General features: G+C 58.8%; 16 protein-coding genes and 1 tRNA gene. 6 read left to right on the top strand and 11 right to left on the bottom strand.

The window, feature by feature from the left end; translation table 11 throughout:
* Positions 1 to 25 precede the first annotated feature (25 nt).
* On the bottom strand, positions 26 to 1,648 hold the full coding sequence (locus TM1040_RS10435) for a L,D-transpeptidase family protein (RefSeq protein WP_011538557.1): 1,623 nt from the start codon (positions 1,646 to 1,648) through the stop codon (positions 26 to 28).
* Between the two features lie 355 nt (positions 1,649 to 2,003).
* Between TM1040_RS10435 and TM1040_RS10430 the strand changes: the two genes are divergently transcribed.
* The 4 genes from TM1040_RS10430 to TM1040_RS10415 all read left to right on the top strand — a co-directional run bounded on the left by TM1040_RS10430 (position 2,004) and on the right by TM1040_RS10415 (position 5,945).
* Positions 2,004 to 2,570 (top strand): YcbK family protein, encoded by a 567-nt coding sequence (locus TM1040_RS10430; protein WP_011538556.1) that lies wholly within the window; start codon positions 2,004 to 2,006, stop codon positions 2,568 to 2,570.
* A 239-nt stretch (positions 2,571 to 2,809) separates the two neighbouring features.
* Positions 2,810 to 2,886, top strand: a tRNA-Arg gene (locus TM1040_RS10425).
* 298 nt (positions 2,887 to 3,184) lie between these two features.
* Positions 3,185 to 5,494, top strand: a complete 2,310-nt coding sequence (locus tag TM1040_RS19745) for a sensor histidine kinase (protein ID WP_011538555.1) — start codon at positions 3,185 to 3,187, stop codon at positions 5,492 to 5,494.
* Positions 5,484 to 5,945 carry a response regulator gene (locus tag TM1040_RS10415; protein WP_011538554.1) on the top strand — a complete coding sequence of 154 codons (462 nt, stop codon included), beginning with the start codon at positions 5,484 to 5,486 and terminating at the stop codon, positions 5,943 to 5,945. Before TM1040_RS19745 ends, TM1040_RS10415 begins: the two co-directional genes overlap by 11 nt.
* Positions 5,946 to 6,373: 428 nt before the next feature.
* Here TM1040_RS10415 and TM1040_RS10410 read toward each other — a convergent pair whose 3' ends face one another.
* Positions 6,374 to 6,562, bottom strand: a complete 189-nt coding sequence (locus TM1040_RS10410; RefSeq protein WP_044026729.1) for a hypothetical protein — start codon at positions 6,560 to 6,562, stop codon at positions 6,374 to 6,376.
* Between the two features lie 70 nt (positions 6,563 to 6,632).
* The gene (locus tag TM1040_RS10405) at positions 6,633 to 7,343 is read right to left on the bottom strand and encodes an enoyl-CoA hydratase/isomerase family protein (protein WP_011538553.1); all 711 of its coding nucleotides are present in this window, start codon (positions 7,341 to 7,343) and stop codon (positions 6,633 to 6,635) included.
* 584 nt (positions 7,344 to 7,927) lie between these two features.
* On the opposite strand from TM1040_RS10405, the gene TM1040_RS10400 reads away from it, so the two are divergent.
* On the top strand, positions 7,928 to 8,683 hold the full coding sequence (locus TM1040_RS10400; RefSeq protein ID WP_011538551.1) for a helix-turn-helix transcriptional regulator: 756 nt from the start codon (positions 7,928 to 7,930) through the stop codon (positions 8,681 to 8,683).
* 453 nt (positions 8,684 to 9,136) lie between these two features.
* Here the strand turns inward: TM1040_RS10400 and tsf are convergent, their stop codons facing one another.
* The 5 genes from tsf to TM1040_RS10375 all read right to left on the bottom strand — a co-directional run bounded on the left by tsf (position 9,137) and on the right by TM1040_RS10375 (position 12,941).
* Positions 9,137 to 10,012, bottom strand: a complete 876-nt coding sequence (tsf, locus tag TM1040_RS10395) for a translation elongation factor Ts (protein WP_011538550.1) — start codon at positions 10,010 to 10,012, stop codon at positions 9,137 to 9,139.
* 80 nt (positions 10,013 to 10,092) lie between these two features.
* On the bottom strand, positions 10,093 to 10,863 hold the full coding sequence (gene rpsB, locus TM1040_RS10390) for a 30S ribosomal protein S2 (protein WP_011538549.1): 771 nt from the start codon (positions 10,861 to 10,863) through the stop codon (positions 10,093 to 10,095).
* 169 nt (positions 10,864 to 11,032) lie between these two features.
* On the bottom strand, positions 11,033 to 11,893 hold the full coding sequence (locus TM1040_RS10385) for a lysophospholipid acyltransferase family protein (protein ID WP_011538548.1): 861 nt from the start codon (positions 11,891 to 11,893) through the stop codon (positions 11,033 to 11,035).
* Positions 11,890 to 12,651: a GNAT family N-acetyltransferase gene (locus TM1040_RS10380; protein WP_011538547.1), complete on the bottom strand. Its 762-nt coding sequence runs from the start codon at positions 12,649 to 12,651 to the stop codon at positions 11,890 to 11,892. Before TM1040_RS10380 ends, TM1040_RS10385 begins: the two co-directional genes overlap by 4 nt.
* Before the next feature lie 107 nt (positions 12,652 to 12,758).
* Entirely contained in the window at positions 12,759 to 12,941 is a 183-nt protein-coding gene (locus TM1040_RS10375) for a DUF3553 domain-containing protein (RefSeq protein WP_011538546.1), read from the bottom strand.
* A gap of 29 nt (positions 12,942 to 12,970) precedes the next feature.
* On the opposite strand from TM1040_RS10375, the gene TM1040_RS10370 reads away from it, so the two are divergent.
* Positions 12,971 to 13,567, top strand: coding sequence for a histidine phosphotransferase family protein (locus tag TM1040_RS10370; protein ID WP_011538545.1), 597 nt, complete (start codon positions 12,971 to 12,973; stop codon positions 13,565 to 13,567).
* Between the two features lie 85 nt (positions 13,568 to 13,652).
* On the opposite strand, the gene TM1040_RS10365 is transcribed toward TM1040_RS10370, so the two are convergent.
* The 3 genes from TM1040_RS10365 to obgE all read right to left on the bottom strand — a co-directional run bounded on the left by TM1040_RS10365 (position 13,653) and on the right by obgE (position 17,150).
* Positions 13,653 to 14,918, bottom strand: a complete 1,266-nt coding sequence (locus TM1040_RS10365; protein ID WP_044027091.1) for a glutamate-5-semialdehyde dehydrogenase — start codon at positions 14,916 to 14,918, stop codon at positions 13,653 to 13,655.
* A gap of 91 nt (positions 14,919 to 15,009) precedes the next feature.
* Entirely contained in the window at positions 15,010 to 16,116 is a 1,107-nt protein-coding gene (gene proB / locus TM1040_RS10360) for a glutamate 5-kinase (protein ID WP_011538543.1), read from the bottom strand.
* Positions 16,104 to 17,150, bottom strand: coding sequence for a GTPase ObgE (obgE, locus tag TM1040_RS10355; RefSeq protein WP_011538542.1), 1,047 nt, complete (start codon positions 17,148 to 17,150; stop codon positions 16,104 to 16,106). The genes proB and obgE overlap by 13 nt, the downstream gene beginning before the upstream one ends.
* Positions 17,151 to 17,324 lie beyond the last annotated feature (174 nt).

The following is a 17,324-nucleotide window of genomic DNA, read 5'->3' as shown; positions in this document are numbered from 1 at the left end:
CCAAATGCGGATCTTGGCCTGAGACTTAGCCTTGAACGCCGGGAAGTGCCACCCCTGCCCGCTCCAAAGCGGACCAGATCTTTGCGTCACGTCCGTAGACATCGCGGCGGAATTCGGCGCGGCCATCCTGCGACACAAAGGCGGTGCGATAGATCAGATGCACCGGCACCTTGGTTTCCAGCGGCACTTTGGTTTCCTTGCCGCTGTTCAGCACCCGGTGGAAGTAGTCCTTTGGGTTCTCCGTCTGAGGCGTCAAGAGTTCATACGCAAATTCAAAGGGTTGATGCAGACGGACGCAGCCATGCGAAAAGGCGCGCACCTCGCGGCCAAAGAGATGCTTTTGCGGGGTGTCATGCAGGTAGATGTTGTATTTGTTCGGGAACATGAACTTGACCAGACCAAGCGCATTTCGGCTGCTCGGAGGCTGGCGCATGGCAAACGGAAAGCTGCGCGCGGTGAACTGGCTAAAGTCCACGTTGTTTCGATTGACCACCCGACCCCGATTATCGGTGATCTCGATGTAGCTGTGGGCGTTGGGGTTATTCTTGAGTTTGGGCAGATATTCCTTGGTGATGATCGAGCGCGGGACATACCAGCTCGGGTTGATCACCATATGATCCATCTCGTCCGAGAACTCTGGCGTGCGGCGGTCGCTTTTGGTGCTGCCGATCACAGAGCGCGTCTCAAAGGAGATTTCACCCTCATCCATGATCTTGGCCGAGAAATCCGTGAGATTCACAAGGATATGACGCAGGCCGCGCTCAGGGGTGAGCCAGCGTTCGCGCTCCATGGCGACCAGAACCGACTTGATCCGATCCGAAACCGGGCGGTTCAGCTCCTTGAGTGTGCCCTCGCCTGCGACGCCATCGACCTCGAGGCCATGTTCAGACTGGAACCGGCGTACGGCGTCCTCAACATCAAGGTCATAGCTGCGTGTCGCCGTGGGCGCCAGGTAGCCCATCGACACCAGCCTGTTGCGCAGGGCAAGCACGCTCTGGCCCGTGTCGCCCGGCTCGATCTTGCGCACGGGAACGGTTGCGCCCCAGCCGCCAGCCTGCAGCAGCGCCTCAAGCCGCATCTTCTCGCGCAGCAGAGCACGATATTGAGAGGAGGTCGGAACAAGATCCTGCAGGAAGGCTGCCGGGCGATCGGTCGCAATCCCCTCGAGGAAACGCGTCGCATCCACCTTGTGCTTTTCCCGCACGATGCCTTCGTCAATGCGGACGGGCGTGTCGATCAGACCGGTCTGCAAGTCCGTTGCGTAGTCCACCAGGGCCCGGCTCAGAGCAACCTCGACCGCGCCAAGATCGCGGGTGGAACGGACGTTGCGCATCTGTTCAACGAGGTCCGCCGCCCGCGCCGACATATCAGGCAGCCCATGCATGGAGGCCTCTTCGAGCGCCTGCATCAGGGCACGGCGCCGCGCCGTCGCCTCTGGTGTGTCTGCGGTCCAAAGGGGGGCGTATTGGTTTTGACGGTAATAGCTGGAGACCGCCTCGTCCTCCCACGCCATCTCGGCAACCGCTTGGCGAAACCCGGTGCTCGCCGCCTCGGCCTTTTCAGCAAAAAGCAGGGTCGTCCCCAGAACGGCGGCAAGAATTCCACCAGTGACGAACGAAGCAAATTTCGGGGCGCGAGCCAGCGGCATTGTTGAAAAACTCCAGTATGTAACGCAGACGTCCAGTTAGACTGTATCCGAGTGTTGGTAAACGAGACCCTTGCAAGTCCACTCACATTTGCTTCACCGGCACCCGAACGCGGCGCAGTGATGCTTTGAAACCCCAATTGACGCAGAAACGCGCATCGCATGAGGGGGAAAATAGCTCACTCCCTCCCCTTTTGCGCAAATTTTTGCCGAAAAAACGCCCCTCTGTCTTAATCAATCATTCATCAGTTGGCAGTCGATTCTCGCTGTGCCATACAGTTCTCGCGCGAAATAGCGCAAATTTCCCGAAACTTCGGGACGTGTGAAAACAAAAGCGTATGGGACAACGCTCATCACGATGACAGAAAAAACTACCGGGTTATCCCGTCGAGCACTCCTAAAGGCATTTGCGGCCACAACAGTCGCAGCAGCCCCAACCTACACACAGGCAGCCGGCTTCCTCCGTGGAGGGGGCGACATCCGGCGCATTCGTATGTACTCCGGTCGCACAGGCGAGCGCTTGGACATGATCTATTGGATCGATGGCAAGTACATCAAGGACGCGGTGAAAGAGATCAATCACTTCATGCGCGACTGGCGCAATGATCAGGTCAAGGCGATCGACCTGCGCACAATTGACATCATGGCGGCCTCGTCGAACCTTCTTGAAGTGAACGAACCCTACCTGCTGCTCTCCGGCTACCGGAGCCCGCAGACCAATGCGATGCTGCGCAGCCGCTCGCGTGGTGTGGCCAAGAACTCGCTTCACATGAAGGGTCAGGCTGCAGACCTGCGTCTGTCTACCCGTACAGTCAGCCAGATGGCGCAAGCCGCTCAGGCCTGCAAAGCGGGTGGCGTCGGGCGCTACTATGGCTCGAACTTCGTACACATGGACTGCGGCGTGGTCCGTAGCTGGCGCGGCTAACAGCGCCCCATCCGATTGCAATCGGAGCCTCGCTGCACGCGCAGCGTGGTCCTGAACCTGTGTCAGGCATGACAGGGCCCTGCCCAAGCTCTCACATGTCCTGCGCGCTGTTCGCGGCAGATTTTGTTGCATGCGCTGCGGAACTCATTGATCATTCACTGGAAATTCAATGAATGATCAGAGACGGTGATTTTTCGATTGCAGTGGTTTTCACAGCCGCGTATATCGCGCAGACAGACGCACCTGTAGCTCAGCTGGATAGAGCGCTGCCCTCCGAAGGCAGAGGCCAGAGGTTCGAATCCTCTCAGGTGCGCCATTTCTCCTTTGTCCCAAGAGAGTTGCTTTGCTCAGATCGTGCATGTTCGCATGCATCAACTCTACTCTCGCGCGCCTGACAATCCCAAGGCACCGCCGCACAAGGCGCACAACGCGACCGATCCTGTCCGCGGGCTCTTTGGTGAAGGCTTCCCCGAAGACCACATAAAGCGTTACAATAGCGCAATATCGTCCTTTGCGCCTGCTGTGTTAACCTTTGCTTGACCACTCCTGCGCAGGCTTTCCAATGCAAGCCTCAATGAGATGTCTTGCGCGCCGCTCACATAGGTTCTCGGACATTGACCAGCTCCGCCAGAAAGTCGATCAGCGCAAAGGTGCGCAAAATTGCCGTGATCGTGGCCGTTGCAGCGGTGACGTCCCTCACCTTGGCCAGCGCCTTGGTCACCCGAAACCTTGAATTGCAGCATGCCAACATTCTAACACGGGAAACGGCCGACAAAATCAGCCGCGCGAGTGCGGATGCCACCGCGGCCATCATTACCGACGCCGAAATCCTTGCGAATATGCCCCCGGTCGCTGCATTGATCAGGGCGCATTACAATAATGGGATCGATCCAGTGAGTGGCGATACCACCGAGGAATGGAAAGAACGGCTGACAACGATTTTCTCCTCGTTTCACGCGCTTCGCCCGAATTACCTGCAAATCCGCTTTGTCGGCTTTGCGGACAACGCTCAGGAGATCCTGCGTGTTGACAAAGTCGGGGAACGGATAGAGCGGGTTCCTGATCACCGGCTCCAGCAAAAGGGAAACGAACCCTATGTCGAGGCTGCGAGGACGGTTCCCATCGGTCAGGCAGTACCGCTGCCTCCCTCCTACAACCGCGAAAATGGCATCATCCAGGAACCCAAAACCCTGATGTATCGGGTGCTTGTGCCCGTGTTGGAACCGGCAGGCTACAAATTCGAGGGTCATAGATTTGGCTTTATCGTTATCAACGTCGACCTGTTGAAACATAACCAAGCCGCGTACAAGCCGCTCAATCTGGCATCAAGTTTCGTCATACACAACTCCAAGGGGAGCAGCTACGTCTGGGATGCAGAGGCGCAATCGGGACAGTATCACGGCGGCATGGTCGTTGGATTGCCAGAAATCGTGCGCACCGACCTATCCCGGGCCAATGCAGAGCAGCCGCTCCGGCTCGTGAACGAGGGCGCGGAATACATCACCCTCAAGCTCGAGAGCGTGAGCTCAGCCACACACAGCGTATTTCTCACACTGATCAAGGAGCGGCATTTCTTTTCCAATATACTGCCGTTCAGCACACTCAATCTCATCGTCTTGGGGCTTTTGCTCATTTTCTGCAGCTACGCCTTTGCGAGACGCGGCATTGAAACGGCACTGGCGCCAATGCAAACCATGCGCGGCAATATTCTCGCATCGGCAGAAACCGGGCAGGATCCCGTTCTCCCCATCCATCTTGAGGATGAGGTCGGCGATCTCGCGCAATCCTTCAAAGGTCTGATCACCCGCCTGCGCAGCCAGGAATCCGACGCTCGCCAAGTCTTTGACGGCACCACCGATGGCATGGTTCTGGTCACCTCCAATGGCCTGATACAGCAGTCCAACGCGGCCTTTGGTGCATTGTTTGGCCCGGTCGTCATGGGGGAGAGCACCCTAACGGACTACTTCGCCTCAGGGGACGCCCAGGCGATTGAGGCCAAAGTCAAACTTCTGGCCTCCGGCAACGCCGGAAAACATTTTGCGGAGGCCGTATTATGCCGCGGCAAAAGAGACGCAAAAGATGGCAGCTCGAACTGGTTCGAAGTCACCCTCGCCCTGCTCAGGGAGGCCGAGCAAAAACTGGCGCTGGTGGTGATCCGGGACGTGACGGAACGCGAGGCGATGTCGAAATCTCAAAAGGACCTGATCGAGCAGCTCAACCGGTCCAACAAGGATCTCGAGGAATTTGCATATGTGGCCTCGCATGATCTGAAAGCCCCGCTGAGAGCAGTCTCTCACGCCGCTACCTGGCTTGAGGAGGATCTCGAGGAACATCTTACAGAGGAAACCACAGAGCATCTTCACTACATGAAATCCCGCATCCTGCGGATGTCTGGCTTGCTGGACGATCTGCTTGCGCACTCCAAGATTGGGACAAGGGATTTTGATCCAAAATCCAACATCATGTCCGGTTTGGATCTGTCGCATAACATTGCCGATCTTTGCGGCTCCGGCCAGGATACTCAGCTCGAGTTTTCGCAGGACTTCCTTGCTGCGCAGATGAACCAGATGCCGTTGCAGGTCGTTTTGCTCAATCTGGTGTCCAATGCCTTCAAGCACAATGACAAGGCACAGGGCCATGTTCTCGTGGCGCTCAAGGATCAAGGCGATCACTTCGAGATTTCAGTCAAGGACAATGGCCCCGGCATTCACCCGAAATTCCAGGAGGCTATCTTTGGCCTGTTCCGCACCCTGAAATCCAAGGACGAAGTCGAGGGCAGCGGGATGGGTCTCGCCTTTGTCGCCAAGCACCTCGCGGTCCTTGGTCAGTCGATCAAAGTGATTTCAGAAGGCGATGGCAACGGTGCGGAGTTCGTTTTCACCTGGCCAAAACCAAATTTGGAGGAGGTACAAAATGTTGCATGAAAACGCGATGGAGGGTTTGCAGAAGGCAAATATCCTTCTCGTTGAGGACGATGATTTTGAGGCAAAGGCCGTGCGCCGCGCATTTCACAAAGCCCGCATCAAGAACGAAATCGTGCGCGCCGTGAACGGGGAAGAGGCTCTGGCCATCCTTGAGAACACACACCCGCATATTCACGTGCCGACGCCACTCATCGCACTCATCGACATCAATATGCCGAAAATGACCGGGCTCGAATTGGTTGAGATCATTCGATCAAAGCCTGCCTTGCAGAATTTAATCTGCTTCATGCTCACGACCTCCCGAGATCCCGGAGACATCCATCAGGCCTATAGCAGCCATGTGGCGGGCTATGTCGTCAAAGAAACCGCAGGCCAGGATTTCACACGGCTGCTCTCCCTTCTGGACGATTACTGGATCACCGTGGAACTGCCCGATACGCCCAGGCACTGATACTGTGCGCCGAATTTCGCGCGCTGACGGGTTGGCGGTTTAGCCGACGAAGGCGCCCCGTGACGGGGCCACTCGAAACGCTGCAGGAGCTTGCGACCTCGCCCTTCAGGCCGAGGAGCACGAGAGCACGAGAGCACGAGAGCACGAGAGCACGAGAGCACGAGAGCACGAGAGCACGAGAGCACGAGAGCACGAGAGCACGATCACTCGACTGCTTGAGTAATCAAGTGGAGGCCCTTAGCCAACGGGTTGAACCACTCGAATACGCACGCATTGCTATCGTGGCAAGCATCAACACGTATCCGACATAGAGGCTCCATTCCCCGGCTCTCGGATCATTCAATTCCGACCACGGCGCAGAGAATGTGCGGAGCGAACCTCAATCCTCTGCGGCGATGCATCTTTGGTAAAAGAACTATCTGCGCGCGCTAGGCGAGATCGCGCAGGGATTGCGCCATCAGCGCATAACCATCATAGGCATAGTCCTGATACATCTGCTCATACCAAGTTGCCCAGGCTTCGCGCTGTTCTTCCGGAAAGGTATCAGACCAGGTGCCTTTGCTCACCACGATCTGTCCGTCCTCGGCGCGGCGCACTTCGATCTTGTTCGCGATCATAACATCCCGCTCCAACCTATTGGTTTTGAGCCATGTTTAACCGCGCAGGTTCAAAAATCCAAGCACGCGCTCAGCTCGCGAGGCGCGACGTGCCAAAAGTGGGCTGCAATGCGGCGTCCAGGCGGGATTCGATCCTTTTGATTGTATCGGTCCGCAGATCGCGTTTGATCGCCGCATAAGCCTCCGCCGGCAGTTGCGCCATACGTCGGGCCTCTTTCAGGGCGTAACCGTGCAGATCCTCAAGGTCATCTGCCAAGACTTCGATGAACTGCGCGTTGCGGGCCGCAATCGGACCGAGGCGCTGTCCAGTGAGCATCAAGCGTCGCTGGGTGTTGGTATCAAGCGTCGCGCGGGCAATCTCCATCAAGGCGGCGGGATAGGCACGTCCCAACTGTACGTCGATCAGCTCAAATCCGGCCCGCGCGTGGGCGACCCGCAGGTCGCTGGCCAATACAAAAAACATGCCCGCCCCGGAGCTCAGGCCGACAGAAGCAACGACAACAGGCTTGGGGAAGGCATAGAGCGCCAGAAATGCAGCGTTGAGGTCACCTTCCAGCGCGCTGACATCCTTAAGTTCAGGATCTACGCCGGTCGAAAAATCCTTGAACGGGCTGGTCAACAGCACGGACCTCACGTCAGAATCAGAACGCATCTCATTGATTTCTTGCGCAAAATCCTTCAGAAAAGCTGACGTGAGCTGGTTTTGAGGCGCATGCCCCAACTGTAGCTCGACCACGCCGTCACCATGCAGCCGACGGTTGATCCATTCCTCGCGTTCCATAAGTCCCCCAAATTCAAATTCTTGGCACCGCAGATAACTCTGCAGAAAACCCACCATGGCCGAGTCTGGAGAGGGAGGTTTGCTATTGTGTTACCAGCCTCAGCCGATCCGCGCGCAATTCTAATCGTATTGGAGCCATCACCCTGGTGGGCCGCATTGGCGCTTTGCGACCTCATCAGCAGAAGATTTCCTCCAAAGCGGCAACCCGCAGTTGAATGCCCGGTCATTTTGCGCAAGGTTTGTGCAAACACGTCTGGGGATCAGGGGGCTGCCTTTGCAAAACCAAAGGGATGCCACGTCGCTTTAAATGACTGCGGCAAGACCGAGTTTCACACAGGTGACGCCCCTCACGCATCAGGTTTTCGCAACCTGAACCAACGGTTTGGGTCAACGGGGGCACCAAAAGGCGACATGAACACGCGCGATAAACTGAATTGGCAGAACGAGCTCGCAGCTGGCACCGCCACAGTCTGCTTTGATCCCGAAACGCCGCGATTTCATGATCGGCGCCTCTGGACGCCGCATGCACTATGCCTCAATGCTCGAACAGTCCCGTGTCCCGCATGGAAGCTGGAGACTCAGACATGACCCTGTCTGAGTATTTGCAACAACTGACCCAGTTCAAAACCATCGAGGAGTTGTGGCGCGCGCATGTCCAACAAATGAGCCGCTATGGTTTTGATCGCCTGCTCTATGGCTACACGCTGTTCAAGACACGCACCTCGTTGGGGGATCCGGATGATTTTGTGATCCTGACCAACCATTGCCCAGAGTATCTGCAGGGCTTTCTTGCCGATGGGCTATACGCACATGCGCCGATGCTGACCTGGGCCTTGGAGAACGAGGGCCATGCAAGCTGGCGCGTGTCGCAGGAGATGGCCGCGCAGGGGCTCTTGGACAAACAGGCCCGCAAAGTGCAGGACTTCAATCAATCCATGGGCGTGCATGCCGGGTATACGATCAGCTTCAACTCCGCCTCAGAGCGCTTCAAGGGGGCGATCTCACTGGCGGCGCGCGCGGACCTCGATCAGGATGGAATCGATCAGATCTGGGCCGAGCATGGCGCGGACATCGTGTTGATGAACAATGTGGCGCATCTCAAGATTCTGACCCTGCCCTACCACGCACCGAAACGCGGCCTGACCAAGCGACAGCGCGAGGTGCTGCAATGGGTGGGCGACGGCAAAACCACTCAGGACATCGCGCTCCTGATGGGGCTGACGCCCGCGACGATCGAAAAGCACCTCCGTCTGGCACGCGCGACACTGAGTGTTGAAACAACGGCCCAGGCTGTGCTGAAGGCGGCATTGCACAATCAAATGTATGCGGTCGAGCATTAAAACGCAGCCCTCAAAGTGCATTGAAACGCCCAACACGGTGCCGGGAGTACCCGTTAAAACGCTACATTTTCATGACGTTTCCATGTGACTTTCATGCAGTAAGCCCCTCAAATGGTATGGAAAAGCAGACTTTACGGAATCTTATCGGCGGCTCAGACTAAGGATGTTCCGTGAGTGGTGGCTTAGCCTGGGAACTTCAGGAAACGATCCCTGATATTACAAGGGCTCTCTGACCTGTCCGGCCTGTCAGCGTGTATTTTTCCGCGCTGATGGCCGGAGCTTCAGCTTGCAACGCAGACACAATGCAGAACGCGCTCTTTCACTAGAAGCGGAATGCGTCAAAGCCTGCATCGATGCCGCGACGACACCTGCCAAAAACGCACAGATCAAATAGAAAAACCCCCGCAACCATAAGGTTACGGGGGTCTCTTCAACACTTATTCAGACGGGCAATCAGCCCTGAGCGGCCTTTGCCACTTCTGCTGCGAAGTCTTCTTTTTCGACTTCGATGCCTTCGCCAACCTCAACGCGGATGAAGCCGGTGACGGTTGCGCCTGCTTCTTTCGCTGCCGCTTCCACGGTCAGGTCGGGGTTCACCACGAACTGCTGGTTCAGCAGTGTGGATTCAGCAACGAATTTCTTCATGCGGCCTTCGATCATCTTCTCGATGACCTGCTCGGGCTTGCCGGACTCGCGCGCGATGTCGATCTGAACCTGACGCTCTTTTTCAACGATCGCCGGATCAAGGTCTGCCTCGGAGAGAGCCGCCGGGTTCACAGCTGCGATGTGCATCGCTACCTGCTTGCCGATCGCTTCGTCACCACCCGAGAGCGCAACGAGAACGCCGATTTTGCCCATGCCGTCGGTGGCAGCGTTGTGCACGTAGGACACAACGGTCTCACCTTCGAGCTTCGCCATGCGACGCAGGGTCATGTTCTCGCCGATGGTGGCGATCTTGTCGGTCAGGGTGGTGGCAACGGTTTTGCCGCCCAGATCCGCCTCTGCCAGCTCTTCAACGGTGTTCACGGACAGGGCTGCTTTGGCGATGCCAGCAACCATGGTCTGGAACTCGCCGTTTTTCGCGACGAAGTCGGTTTCGGAGTTCACCTCAACAGCAACACCTTTGCCGCCGTCGACGACAACTGCCACGAGACCTTCTGCGGCGGTACGGCCGGATTTCTTGGCCGCTTTGGCGAGGCCCTTGGTGCGCAGCCAGTCAACAGCGGCTTCCATGTCGCCGTCGTTTTCGACCAGTGCTTTTTTCGCGTCCATCATGCCTGCGCCGGTGGATTCGCGCAGTTCTTTCACCATTGCTGCAGTGATTGCCATCTTAGGCTCTCCTCAAGTCAAATGCGGTTTGGGGCAGGTCTACCCTGCCCCACATGTCAATTCGATGACACGCTGTCGGATCAGGCGCCGGCTGCTTCTTCAGCGACGGCTTCTTCGACAGGTGCCTCTTCCAGAGCACCGAGGTCAACACCGGCAGCGCCGAGCTGCGCGGACATGCCGTCCAGTGCTGCACGGGCAACCAGATCGCAGTAGAGCGAAATCGCGCGCGCCGCGTCATCGTTGCCGGGGATGATGTAGTCTACACCATCGGGCGAGCAGTTGGTATCGACAACAGCCACAACCGGGATACCCAGTTTGTTGGCTTCGGCGATTGCCAGCGCTTCTTTTTTCACGTCGATGACGAACAGCAGGTCCGGAACGCCGCCCATGTCGCGGATACCGCCGAGGGACGCTTGCAGCTTCTCCTGGTCACGCTCCATGCCCAGACGCTCTTTCTTGGTCAGGCCTTCGGCACCAGCAGCCATGCGCTCGTCGATCTCTTTCAGACGGTTGATCGACTGGGATACGGTTTTCCAGTTGGTCAGCGTGCCGCCGAGCCAACGGTGGTTCATGTAGTACTGCGCGGATTTCTCTGCGGCTTCGGCGATCGGCGCTGCGGCCTGACGCTTGGTGCCAACAAACAGAACGCGGCCGCCTTTGGCGACGGTGTCACGGATCGCGGTCAGAGCCTGGTCCAGCATCGGAACAGTCTGGGTGAGGTCCATGATGTGGATGCCGTTGCGCGCGCCGTAGATGAAGGGCGACATGCGCGGGTTCCAGCGCTGAGTCTGGTGACCAAAGTGAACGCCAGCTTCGAGCAGCTGACGCATGGTGAACTCGGGAAGAGCCATGCTATTCTTTCCTTTCCGGTTTTATCCTCAGCGGGGGTTCAGACAGGAATGTGTCCAACCGGCGGTCTGTCAGGGATGTCTCCCCTGAACAGGCCAAACCCCGCCTGCGGGTTCGATGGAGCGCGTATAAGGCAGGTTTTCCTGTTGCGCAAGCGCAAAAGCGCACGGCTCAGGGGTGATCTTTGGCTACCGCGTCGACCACCAGAGGCAGCGCAGAGGCATGTCCGTCGCGCACCACTTCTTCGCAATAGGCCGCCAACGCCTTGCGATCGGCAAAATCCGCCACCCGAACCGGCGGATGATAAAGGATCTCCACCCCGCCCTGTGGCTGCGCCGCAAGCACTTTTAGAAGATGCGAGCCAAAGTCCATGTCGCCCCACCAGCCATAAAACCGGCGCTCGGCGCCTTTGGGGGCATCAAAGACAACCGAGACAGGCTGCACATGCATCTCTTCACGCAGATCATCTTCAAAGAGGGAGGCAAACAGCGTGGTCTTGAACGGCAAGACCCTCAGCCCGTCGGTAGAGGTGCCTTCGGGAAAAAACAACAGCTTGTGCCCGGCCTTGAGGCGTGCGGCAAACAGCGCCTTTTGCTCTTGGGCCTTGGCTCGGTTGCGTTCGATGAACACGGTCCCCGTCGCCCGCGCCAGCCAGCCGATGCCGGGCCAGCCCGCGACCTCGGACTTTGAAACAAAATAAATCCGCTTCTTGGCGTTCAGCGCAAAAATGTCGAGCCAGGACGAATGGTTCGCCACCACAATTCCCGGTGCGCGCATGCTGCGGCCACGGGTGTGAAACCGCATGCCAAGAATGCGAAAGGCGTTGCGGCACACAAACACGGTGATGAACGGCGTCAGCGGTCTCTGAACCCCAAAAAGCGGGCGCTCAACGAGACGGACCATCAGCAACAGCGCCAGACAGCCAAAAACAAGCACCGCAAGCGCACTGCCCCGCAGCACCACCCTGCCCCAACCAAGCGCCGTGATCCGGGTCTTCTCGGGGGGCGTCTCGCTCTGCCAGCTGACACTCATGCAGAGGCGGTTCCGCGGGTATAGATGCTCTTCTGGCGCGCGTTCATGCGCGCGGTGTCGAGGATCAGACAGACATCCGTGGTGTTGAAATCATGATCCACATAAGCGCCGTCGCCAACAAACCCGCCGAGCCGCAGATACGCCTTGATGAGCGCAGGCGTCTCCAGCATCGCCTTGCGGCGGTCGATCTGATCTTCGGGCAATACATTCATTGGCTGATAAGCCTTTGAACGAACGCGTAATTCTTCAGGCGCGAGATGATTGGCATGCAGCATGGACAGAGGTTGCGCCAGATCCATGGCATCGGTGCCATGAAAGGACGCCACCCCAAAGAGCACTTCGATTTCATGTTCGGCCACATAAGCCGCAAGCCCGTTCCAGAGGTGAAACATCGCCATGCCACCGCGATACTGCGCATGGAGGCAGGAGCGCCCCAACTCCAAAAGTTTGCGCCCCGAAGCCCGCAAGGGCGCAAGATCATATTCATCCTCGGAATAAAACCGCCCTAAACGCTCGGCCTGATCCCCCCGGAGCAACCGGTAGACGCCAACCACCTCGCCCGAGGTGTCGTCGCTCACCAGCATATGATCGAAATAAGGGTCGAACTGGTCGCGCTCCAGCCCGGCTTCGTGATCCACCAGAGCCCCGCATCCGCCCAGCTCGCGCACAAAGACCTCGTAGCGCAGCGCCTGCGCGGCGCGTAGGTCCTCGTCGGTCTTTGCCATCCTCACGGAAAACTGTGGCGCGCCATCGTGCATGGTTCAGCTCTACCCTTGATTTGTCGCGGGCAATAGCCCATCGGCATATTCGTGCGCAAGAAATATGCACACTTGTCTATGATTGGTTAACCTTTCATAAACCGTTTTTACGGATCAAAGACAGGAACAAGGGCAATACGCGCGCCGTCAAAGACGACTTTGCCCTGGTCGGGAAAATTGACAGTGATCTTACCGCCCACGTTTGACTGTACCTGCCCCAGCCCCCAATCCGGGTGGTCGGGATGACGGACAAACATGCCGGGTGCCAGGATCGCATTCAGGTCATTCATCGCTTGGGTGGCCCTATTGGAGGAAAGTTATGAGTGTAGATAACGCCAATCTGGCCGCATTGGTAGGCTCACGCATATGTCACGACCTGATCAGCCCGGTGGGCGCGATCAACAACGGTCTGGAATTGCTCGGCATGTCCAATTCGCTCGAGGGGCCGGAGCTTGAACTGATTTCGGACAGTGTGAACAATGCCAACGCCCGCATTCGTTTCTTTCGTGTCGCTTTTGGCGCCGCCGGCGAACAAGAGCTGGGCCGGATGGAAATCATGAGCGTGCTGAGCGACGTCAGCAAAGGCGGGCGGATCAAATACAACTGGTCGTCTCAGGACTCGGCTGCGCGCCGCGATGTACGAATGGCGTTTCTGGCGGGGCTCTGTCTCGAAAGCGCGCTGCCCTATGGCGGCACTGTCCAGATCCTGCGCAGCACCGACGGCTGGACCGTCACCGGCGAAGGGCGCAAAATCAACTTGGACGAGACGCTCTGGTCTGGTCTGGTGGCAGACACCACACCTGCGGAAATCACGCCAGCACTGGTGCAATTTGCACTGCTGCCCGCCGCGGCCAAAGAAGCCGGCTACACGCTGGCCTTCAACCAGACTGCGGAGAAGATCTCGATCAGCTTCTAATCATGTCGCCATACCTATGAAAAACGCCGCTGATCTCTCAGCGGCGTTTTTGCGTTTCAGCAAGGCGTCACATCCGTCACGCAGGTCAGGCGCGCACGGTGCCGTCACCGCGCACGAGATATTTGAAACTCGTCAGCTGCGTCGCCCCAACCGGTCCGCGCGCGTGCATCTTGCCCGTTGCAATGCCAATCTCTGCTCCCATGCCAAACTCGCCGCCATCGGCAAACTGGGTGGAGGCGTTGTGCATCAGGATCGCGCTGTCGAGCTCAGAGAAAAACTGCGCCACGGCAGCATCATTCTCGGTAATGATGCAATCGGTATGGGCCGAATGATACCTGCGGATATGGGCAATTGCCTCGTCGATGCTTGCCACTTTTTTGGCGGCGATAATCGCGTCGAGATATTCTTTACCCCAATCCTCGGACGTGGCGACCTGCATGCTGTCAGGGCCGGGCAGCCCCTCTTCGGCATGGATTTCGACCCCGCCCATGGCAAGCAGATCCAGCACATCCTTGCCGATGCTGTCGGCAATGTCCTCGTGGATCAGCAGACACTCCGCCGCGCCACAGATGCCGGTACGCCGGGTCTTGGCGTTCAAGACCACGTCGATTGCCTTTTTACGATCGGCATCTTTGTCGAGGTAGATATGCACGATCCCTTCGAGGTGCGCAAAGACCGGCACCCGGGCCTCGCGCTGCACCAGCCCCACCAGCCCTTTGCCACCGCGCGGAACGATCACATCCACATACGCGGTCATCGTCAGGAGCTCCTGCACCGCCGCACGATCGCGGGTCGGCACCAGTTGCACCGCATCCTCGGGCAGATCTGCAGCGCGCAATCCCGCCGCAAGACAGCCATGGATCGCCTGCGCGGAATGCAGGCTCTCGGAGCCGCCGCGCAGGATCACCGCGTTGCCGGATTTCAGACACAGCGCGCCTGCGTCTGCGGTAACATTGGGACGGCTCTCATAGATCACACCAATGACACCCAGCGGCGTGCGCACGCGCTGAATGCGCAAACCGCTGGGCTGTGTCCATTCGTCCAGGACGGCGCCGACCGGGTCCGCCTGCGCAGCCACGGCGCGCAACCCGTCCACGATGCCCTGAATACGGGCTTCATCCAGCATCAAGCGATCCATCATCGCCGAGGACAAGCCCTTGTCGCGCCCGAACTCCAGGTCCTTGGCATTGGCGGCAATGATCTCGCCGCGCTGGGCCCAGACCGCATCGGCGGCCGCGTTGAGCGCCTGCTCCTTTTGCGCCGCCGAGGCTGTCGCAAGCTGTTGCGCAGCCGCTTTGGCGCGCTTGCCGATGTCTTCCATCAGCGCGGGAATATTTTCCAGATCTTTCATGTCTTTGCCCTTTTCTTCCCCAGGCGGGGTGCGAGCCATACCGCCACATCACGCGCCGGCAGGACGTCTTCTTAGCGCCAGAATGACAGGATCAAAGCGCCATGTCATCCCGGTGGATCAGGGCCGCACGTCCAGCATAGCCGAGGATCGCCTCGATCTCATCCGAACGATGTCCCTGAAGGGCGCGGGCTTCCTCGGCCGTGTAGCGGCTCAGCCCCTGCCCCAGCTTACGGCCATCTGGGCCGAGGATGGCCAGCGGATCTCCGCGGCCAAAGTCACCCTCCACATGACGCACCCCTGCGGGCAGCAGACTGTTTCCGTTGTGCAGCGCCTTGGCCGCACCTTCATCCACGGTGATCACGCCGCGGGTTTTCATCGCGGCGATCCAGCGTTTGCGCGCGACCTGCGGGTCACCTTGGGCTGTGAACCACGTCGAAGCAGCCCCAGCCTCAAGTGCCGAAACCGGCGACATCACCGATCCTTCGGAGATTGCCATGGCGCAGCCTGCGGCGGTGGCCATCTTGGCCGCCAAGAGCTTGGTGATCATGCCGCCTTTGGACAGCCCCGAGACCCCATCGCCCGCCATTGCCTCGATCTCGGGCGTGATCTGTTCGATCCGGTCAAACCGTTTGGCGTCTGGATCAAGCGCAGGATTGGCGCTGTAGAACCCGTCCACATCCGACAACAGGATCAGCACATCGGCCCCCACCGTCACCGCGACCTGGGCCGCCAGACGGTCGTTGTCGCCATAGCGGATCTCGTCGGTGGCGATGGTATCGTTCTCATTGACGATGGGCACCGCGCCCAGACCGATCAAAGTCTCGAGCGTGGCGCGGGAATTGAGGTAACGGCGGCGGTTTTCGCTGTCCTCCAGCGTTACAAGCACCTGCGCCGTGGTGATCCCATGCGGCGCCAGGGCCTCCTCATAAGCGCGCGCAAGCCGGATCTGGCCCACAGCTGCGGCGGCCTGTGACTGTTCAAGCGGCAGATCCTTGCGCGGCAGGCCCAGGGCACCGCGCCCCAGCGCAATCGAGCCCGAGGACACGAGGATCACATCCTTGCCCTGTTTTTTCAGGCGGGCCACATCCTCTGCCAGCGACAGGAGCCACTCCTGCCGCAAGGCACTGCTGGTGCGATCCACCAAAAGGGCGGAGCCGATCTTGATGACGACGCGCCGCGCCGTGCTTAGGGCTGCCAAGGGGTGTCCTCCTCCTCGGACGCCTCCGCCTGTTTGATCCGAAGGCGGTCATCATCGATCTCGGCGCGCACCGCACGCAGGACCAGATCCAGACCTTCCCGGCTCACGCTCGACATCATCAGAACCGGCGCTCCCACCTCGGCCTCAAGCGCAGCACGCGCCTCGGCCCGTTCCTCGTCATCCAGCGCGTCAATCTTGTTGAGCGCGGTGACACGGGGCTTGCTCGCAAGCTCTCCGCCATAGGCTTCGAGTTCGTTGATGATGGTGCGGTAATCCTCGGCCACCGTTTCAGAGGTGCCATCAACCAGGTGGAGCAGCACAGCGCAACGCTCCACATGGCCCAGGAAACGATCCCCGATGCCACGGCCTTCGTGCGCCCCCTCGATGAGGCCCGGAATATCCGCCATCACAAATTCGGTATTGTCGATGCCCACCACCCCGAGATTCGGGTGCAATGTGGTGAAAGGATAGTCGGCGATCTTGGGTCGCGCGTTGGAGGTCGACGACAGGAACGTCGATTTGCCCGCATTCGGCAGACCCAATAGACCCGCATCCGCAATCAGCTTCAGGCGCAGCCAGATGGTGCGTTCGACACCCTCCTGACCGGAATTCGCGCGCCGGGGCGCCTGGTTGGTAGAGGATTTGAAGTGCAGGTTCCCAAAGCCGCCATTGCCGCCTTTGGCCAGCAGCACGCGTTCGCCCACATGGGTCAGATCCGCCAGAACCGTCTCTTCGTCCTCATCGAGGATCTCGGTGCCCACAGGCACCCGCAGCACGATCTCGTCACCGTCCTTGCCGGAGCGCTGGCGCCCCATGCCGGACTGGCCGTTTTTGGCAAAGAAATGCTGCTGATAGCGAAAATCGATGAGCGTGTTGAGGCCATCCACGGCCTCCGCCCAGACCGAGCCGCCCTTGCCGCCGTCACCGCCATCGGGGCCGCCGTATTCGATGAATTTTTCGCGCCGAAAACTGACGCAACCGTTCCCGCCGGCGCCGGAGCGAATATAGACCTTTGCCAGATCGAGGAATTTCATGAGTAGGCCTCTGTGTTCGAGTTGGATCGCCAATACTTGAATTCAGGGGATGGCTCAACCCTGCGTCTTTGGATCTGAGGAGATCCCGTTCCATGCCCAAGCTGCGCAGCCCGGCATAAAAACGCGGACCCGCCCGGTGGCGCGCCCGCGATGATACCGCCTGCTGCCTGTCGG

Source organism: Ruegeria sp. TM1040, from assembly GCF_000014065.1.
Taxonomy (GTDB): Bacteria; Pseudomonadota; Alphaproteobacteria; order Rhodobacterales; family Rhodobacteraceae; genus Epibacterium.
Note: the sequence above shows the minus strand (reverse complement) of the source record. Positions and strands in the feature narration are given on the sequence as shown.